The organism is bacterium (assembly GCA_035528375.1).
In the GTDB taxonomy this organism is placed as follows: Bacteria; RBG-13-66-14; RBG-13-66-14; order RBG-13-66-14; family RBG-13-66-14; genus RBG-13-66-14.
In genome coordinates this window covers 1-5,082 of record DATKYS010000013.1, presented here as the reverse complement: position 1 = coordinate 5,082, position 5,082 = coordinate 1, and the positions used below count along the sequence as shown (strand labels likewise).

General features: G+C 65.4%; 7 protein-coding genes and 1 pseudogene. All 8 read right to left on the bottom strand.

The window, feature by feature from the left end:
- Positions 1–118 precede the first annotated feature (118 nt).
- Positions 119–337, bottom strand: a complete 219-nt coding sequence (gene infA, locus VM054_00875) for a translation initiation factor IF-1 (GenBank protein ID HUT97609.1) — start codon at positions 335–337, stop codon at positions 119–121.
- Between the two features lie 97 nt (positions 338–434).
- A complete protein-coding gene (gene map / locus VM054_00870; protein HUT97608.1) occupies positions 435–1,202 on the bottom strand; it encodes a type I methionyl aminopeptidase in 768 nt (255 codons plus the stop codon).
- A 54-nt stretch (positions 1,203–1,256) separates the two neighbouring features.
- Positions 1,257–1,910 carry a nucleoside monophosphate kinase gene (locus VM054_00865; protein HUT97607.1) on the bottom strand — a complete coding sequence of 218 codons (654 nt, stop codon included), beginning with the start codon at positions 1,908–1,910 and terminating at the stop codon, positions 1,257–1,259.
- A 79-nt stretch (positions 1,911–1,989) separates the two neighbouring features.
- Positions 1,990–3,300 carry a preprotein translocase subunit SecY gene (secY, locus tag VM054_00860; GenBank protein ID HUT97606.1) on the bottom strand — a complete coding sequence of 437 codons (1,311 nt, stop codon included), beginning with the start codon at positions 3,298–3,300 and terminating at the stop codon, positions 1,990–1,992.
- Positions 3,300–3,734 carry a 50S ribosomal protein L15 gene (gene rplO, locus VM054_00855; protein ID HUT97605.1) on the bottom strand — a complete coding sequence of 145 codons (435 nt, stop codon included), beginning with the start codon at positions 3,732–3,734 and terminating at the stop codon, positions 3,300–3,302. Before rplO ends, secY begins: the two co-directional genes overlap by 1 nt.
- 79 nt (positions 3,735–3,813) lie before the next feature.
- On the bottom strand, positions 3,814–4,011 hold the full coding sequence (gene rpmD, locus VM054_00850; protein ID HUT97604.1) for a 50S ribosomal protein L30: 198 nt from the start codon (positions 4,009–4,011) through the stop codon (positions 3,814–3,816).
- Positions 4,012–4,141: 130 nt separating this feature from the next.
- Positions 4,142–4,612: pseudogene (gene rpsE, locus VM054_00845) on the bottom strand (30S ribosomal protein S5).
- A gap of 7 nt (positions 4,613–4,619) precedes the next feature.
- Positions 4,620–4,976 (bottom strand): 50S ribosomal protein L18, encoded by a 357-nt coding sequence (gene rplR, locus VM054_00840; GenBank protein HUT97603.1) that lies wholly within the window; start codon positions 4,974–4,976, stop codon positions 4,620–4,622.
- Between the last annotated feature and the right edge of the window lie 106 nt (positions 4,977–5,082).

The following is a 5,082-nucleotide window of genomic DNA, read 5'->3' as shown; positions in this document are numbered from 1 at the left end:
CCTTTACGGGCCCCCTTTTCACCTATCAGACCGGCCCCCCTTTACGGGCCCCCTTTACGGGCCCCCTTTTCACCTATCAGACCGGCCCCCCTTTACAGGCCCCCTTTACGGGCCCCCTTTATTTGAAGCGCCAGGTGATGCGGCCCTTGGTGAGGTCGTAGGGGGTGACCTCCACGCGGACGCGGTCGCCGGGGAGGATGCGCACGAAGTTCATCCGCATCTTCCCGCAGATGTGGGCCAGTATCATCCGGCCGTTCTCAAGCTCCACGCGAAACATGGCGTTAGGCAATGCTTCGGTGACGACCCCCTCGACCTGGATGACCTCTTCTTTTGGCATTTAATGGCGGTTCGCCGGTTGCGAGCGGCAAGTTTAAGACAGGCAGGCGTCGTAAGTCAAGGTTTTTGAGGAAAAGGGAGAAACGCCCCGGTGATTCTCACAGTTCGTCCCAGGGCCATTCCCAAGGTGTGAGTATTTCCGGTCCCCCCTCGCCGACGAAGAGGGTGCACTCGAAATGGGCGCTTCGGCTGCCGTCGTAGGTCACGGCGGTCCAGTTGTCGTCGAGAATCTTGATGGCCATTGTGCCGGCGTTGATCATGGGCTCGACGGCCAGGGCGTCCCCGAGGCGTATGGCGGGTCCGGTGCCGGGGCGTCCGTAGTTGGGAATCTGTGGCCTCTCGTGGAGGCGTCGTCCGATGCCGTGGCCGGTGAAATCGCGCACGACCTGGAAGCCGGCCTCGAGTGCCATGCGCTGGACGACCGAGCCGACGTCGCCGATGTGGTTCCCCGCGCGGCACTGCTCGATGGCCGCGTTGAGGGAGGCCCGGGTGACGCGGATGAGGCGGGCGGAGAGCTCGTCAATGTCGCCCACCGGGATGGTGACCGCCGCGTCGCCGTGGTAGCCGCCCAGGAACGCGCCGATGTCCACGCTGAGGATGTCCCCGGAGACGAGGCGCCGGGGGCCGGGGATGCCGTGGACTATCTCGTCGTTCACCGAGGTGCATACGCTGGCTGGGTAGCCGTTGTAACCCTTGAAAGAGGGAAGTGCGCCGCGGGAGCGGATGAGCTCCTCCACCCGGGCGTCCAGCTCGCCGGTCCTCATACCGGGGACCACCGTCCGGGTGGCTAGGTTCAGGGCCTCGGCGACTATCGCCCCCGCCGCGGCCATGGCGTCGCGCTTTTTTACGAAGTCGGTGTTCTGCAACTCATCCGTTCGTTTACGAGGGTGGATTCCGGGCGAGGTGTCGCCCCGACCCGTTCAACGCTTTTCGAGGGGAGCCAGAATCTCCAGCAGCCGCCGGTACACTTTCTCCGGCTCGCCCACGCCGTCCACCCGCACGAACTTCCCCCGCTCCCGGTAGTATTCCACCAGGGGGCTCGTCTCGCGGCGGTAGAGCTCCAACCGGCGACCGACCGTCGGCTCGTCGTCGTCCGGGCGCGCCACGAGCCTCTCGGAGTCGCGGTCGCAGACGCCCTCCACCTTCGGCGGAACGGTCAGAAGATTGTACACCGCCCCGCAGGCCGGGCAACTGCGCCGGTTCGAGAGCCGCCGGACGATGACGGAGTCGGGGACCTCGAAGAGGACGGCGGCGGTGAGGTTCCTCCCCGCGCCGGTGAGAATCTCCCCGAGGCGCTCGGCCTGGCGGATGTTGCGCGGGTATCCGTCGAAGAGCATCGAGGGGGCGTTCTCGGCGATTCGGGCCGCCAGGATTTCCTCCACCGTGGCGTCGTCCACCAGCCCGCCGGACTCCACCACGGCGCGTATGCGGTCGGCGACGGGCGAGTCGGGTCGTGCGAGCTCGGCCCGGATGAGGTCCCCCGTGGAGAGGTGGATCATCCCGCGGCGCAGCTCGAGGAGCTTGGCGATGGAGCCCTTTCCGGCTCCGGGCGGTCCGAAGAGAACGAGGATCAAGGCCGGCGGCTCCTAAAATGGGTCAAAGGGCCCTTGGGCGTCTTCCCAGGGGCCCCGTCGGTTCATGGGCGTCGAGGGCTTACCGGCGGCCGCGGATGCGCCCCTTCTTCAGGAAACCGTCGTAGTGGCGCATCAGCATGTGACTCTCTATCTGGCGTACGGTGTCCAGCGCGACGCCCACCACGATCAGAAGTCCCGTGCCGCCGAATGTTATGGGCGACTTGAAGATGATCGCCATCACTATCGGCAACAGGGCGATGACGGCCAGGAAGACCGAGCCGGCCAGGGTGATGCGTGTCAGGACGCGGTCTATGAACTGCTCGGTGTTCTTCCCCGGTCGGATGCCTGGGATGAAACCGCCGTACTTCTTCATGTTGTCGGCCAGGTCCGCCGGGTTCAGGACGATGGCGGTGTAGAAGTAACTGAAGAAGATGATCAATCCGCCGTAGATAATCATGTAGAGTGGTTTTCCGGGGGCGAGCCACCCGGCGAGGGTCTTGAGCCAGTCGGCGTCGGTGAACATCAGGATGGTGTTGGGGAACATGATCAGCGCGCTGGCGAAGATGATCGGGATGACGCCGGCGGTATTGACGCGCAGGGGAATGTGGGTGGACTGACCCCCGTAGATTTTGCGCCCGACGATTCGCTTGGCGTACTGGACGCGGATCTTGCGCTGCCCCTGCTGGATGAGCACGACTCCGGCCACCACGACCACCATCACCAGGAGGACCACGGCGATGTTGACCAGGTTGGTGTCGCCCGCGCCTATCTTCTCCATGGTCAGCGTCACGTCGGCCGGTATGCGGGCGATGATGCCGATGAAAATGATGAGTGACATCCCGTTACCGATACCCCGCTCGGATATCTGTTCGCCGAGCCACATGATGAAGGCGGTTCCGGCGGTCATGGTGATCATGGTCAGCGGGGTGAAGAGCCAGCCCATGCTGGGCTCCACCACGGGTACGCCGTTGAAGACCAAGCTCTTGAGCCAGATCTGGATGCCGAAGCTCTGGAGGAGCGATAGGCCGATGGTGCCGTAGCGCGTGTACTGGGTGATGCGCTTGCGGCCGGCCTCGCCCTCCTTGGAGAGCTTCTCCAGGGCGGGCACGACCGCGGTGAGGAGCTGGATGATGATGGAGGCGGAGATGTAGGGCATGATGCCCAGGGCGAAGATGGTGGCCTTGCGTAGGTTGCCGGCGGCGAACATGTCTATGAAGCCGAAGAGGCCGCCCTGGGCGTTCTGGTTGAACCAGGCGGACAGGACGCCGGCGTTGACGCCGGGGACGGGGATGTGGCCGCCCACGCGATAGACGAAGAAGATGGCGATGGTGAAGAATATGCGCTGGCGGAGCTCGGGGATGGCCATCATGTTCCGGATACTATTAAACATTAGACGACCACCGCCTTCCCTCCCGCGGCCTCGATTTTCTTGGCGGCTCCGGCGCTGAACGCGTTGGCCCGCACCTCGTAGGCCCCGGTCACCTCGCCGGTCCCCAGAATCTTGACCCGCTGGGCGCTGGGCATGACGCGGCGCTCGGCCTTCAACAGTTCGATGTCCACGGTCCCGGTCACCCCGAGGGCATCCAGCTCGCCCACGTTCACGTGGTCGAAGCCCTTCTTCTTCCGGCCGACGCGTGACTGGAATCCGCGCTTGGGCAGCCGGCGGAAGAACGGCATCTGCCCGCCCTCGAACCCGCGGCGTACGCCGCCGCCCGAGCGCGCGTTCTGGCCGTTCATCCCCCGGCCGCAGGTGGTGCCGCTGCCGGAGCCGTTCCCCCGGCCGATCCGCCGCCGCTTTTTCGTATTTCCGGAAACCAGGTCCATGACCGCTCCCGCCTCGAGGCGTCCGCCGGACACCCCGCCCCTCGCCCGCGCCGCGGACTTACGGGGCGTCGTTACCGAATTATTTTTTGGCCTCTTCCACGCGGACCAGGTGCCGGACGTGGTAGATCATGCCCCGTATCTGGGGCGTGTCGTCGTGGACCACGGTGCGGCCGATGCGCCCCAGGCCGAGGGTCCGCAGGGTGACCTTGTGACGCTCCAGGGCGCCGATCTGGCTCCTGACCTGGGTGACGGAGAGCTTTTGCTTCTTCTTAGCCATCCTCGTTCCCCGCGCCGCCGGCGCTGAAACCGGTGAGCTTCTCCTCCACCGGCTCGAGGGCCTCCTCGGGCTCCTCCTTGCCGGGGCGGCTGAAGGTGTAGTAGCCGTGGTGCCGCATTATCGGGCGCTTGCCGCGGCGCTTGGCCACGCTGTCAATGCTCATCATCCCCTCGAGGGCGTCGAAGACGGCGTGCACCACGTTGTGGGGGTTGTTGGTGTTGAGGGTCTTGGAGAGGATGTCGCCGACGCCGGCCACCTCGAGGATGGCACGCACGGCGCCGCCGGCGATGACGCCGGTGCCGGGCGCGGCCGGTTTAAGAAGCACGCGTCCCGCCCCGGAGTGCCCCACGATGCTGTGGGTGATGGTCGTGCCTATCATGGGGATTTTGACCATGTGCTTCTTGGCGGCCTCGATCCCCTTGCGCACGGAGTCCGGCACCTCGGGGGCCTTGCCCAGGCCCCAGCCCACGCGGCCCTTCTTGTCGCCCACGACGACGAGGGCGTTGAAGGAGAAGCGTCGGCCGCCCTTGACCACCTTGGCCACCCGGTTGATCGCGATGACCCGGTCTTCCAGATCGCCCAGGATTTCCTCGCGCTTCATGAGTCTCCTAGAACTTGAGCCCGGCCTCGCGTGCGGTTTCGGCGAGGGCCTTGACCCGGCCGTGGAACTTGAACCCGCCGCGGTCGAAAACGACGCTCGTGATTTTCTTTTCCCTGGCCCGTTCGGCGATGAGGGCGCCGACTTTGACCGCCGTCTGACGGTTCGCCGTCGAGGTCGCCCCCTCGGAGCGCAGGTCGAGGGTGCTGGCCGAGGCCAGGGTGTGACCGGCCTCGTCGTCTATGAGCTGGACGTAGAGGTGCCGGTTGGAGCGGAAGACCGCCATCCGCGGCCGCTCGGCCGTGCCGCGCACCCGCTTGCGGATGTGGAAGTGCCGCCGGAAACGCAGCTTCTGTTTGACTAGCATCTTCTGACTCCGGTCCTCACCGACGTTGAAGTGATTCCGCGGACCCCGCGCGCGTGAATTTGAAAAAAACGTCCCGGTTCCACGGTCAACACGGTTTGCAGTGGAA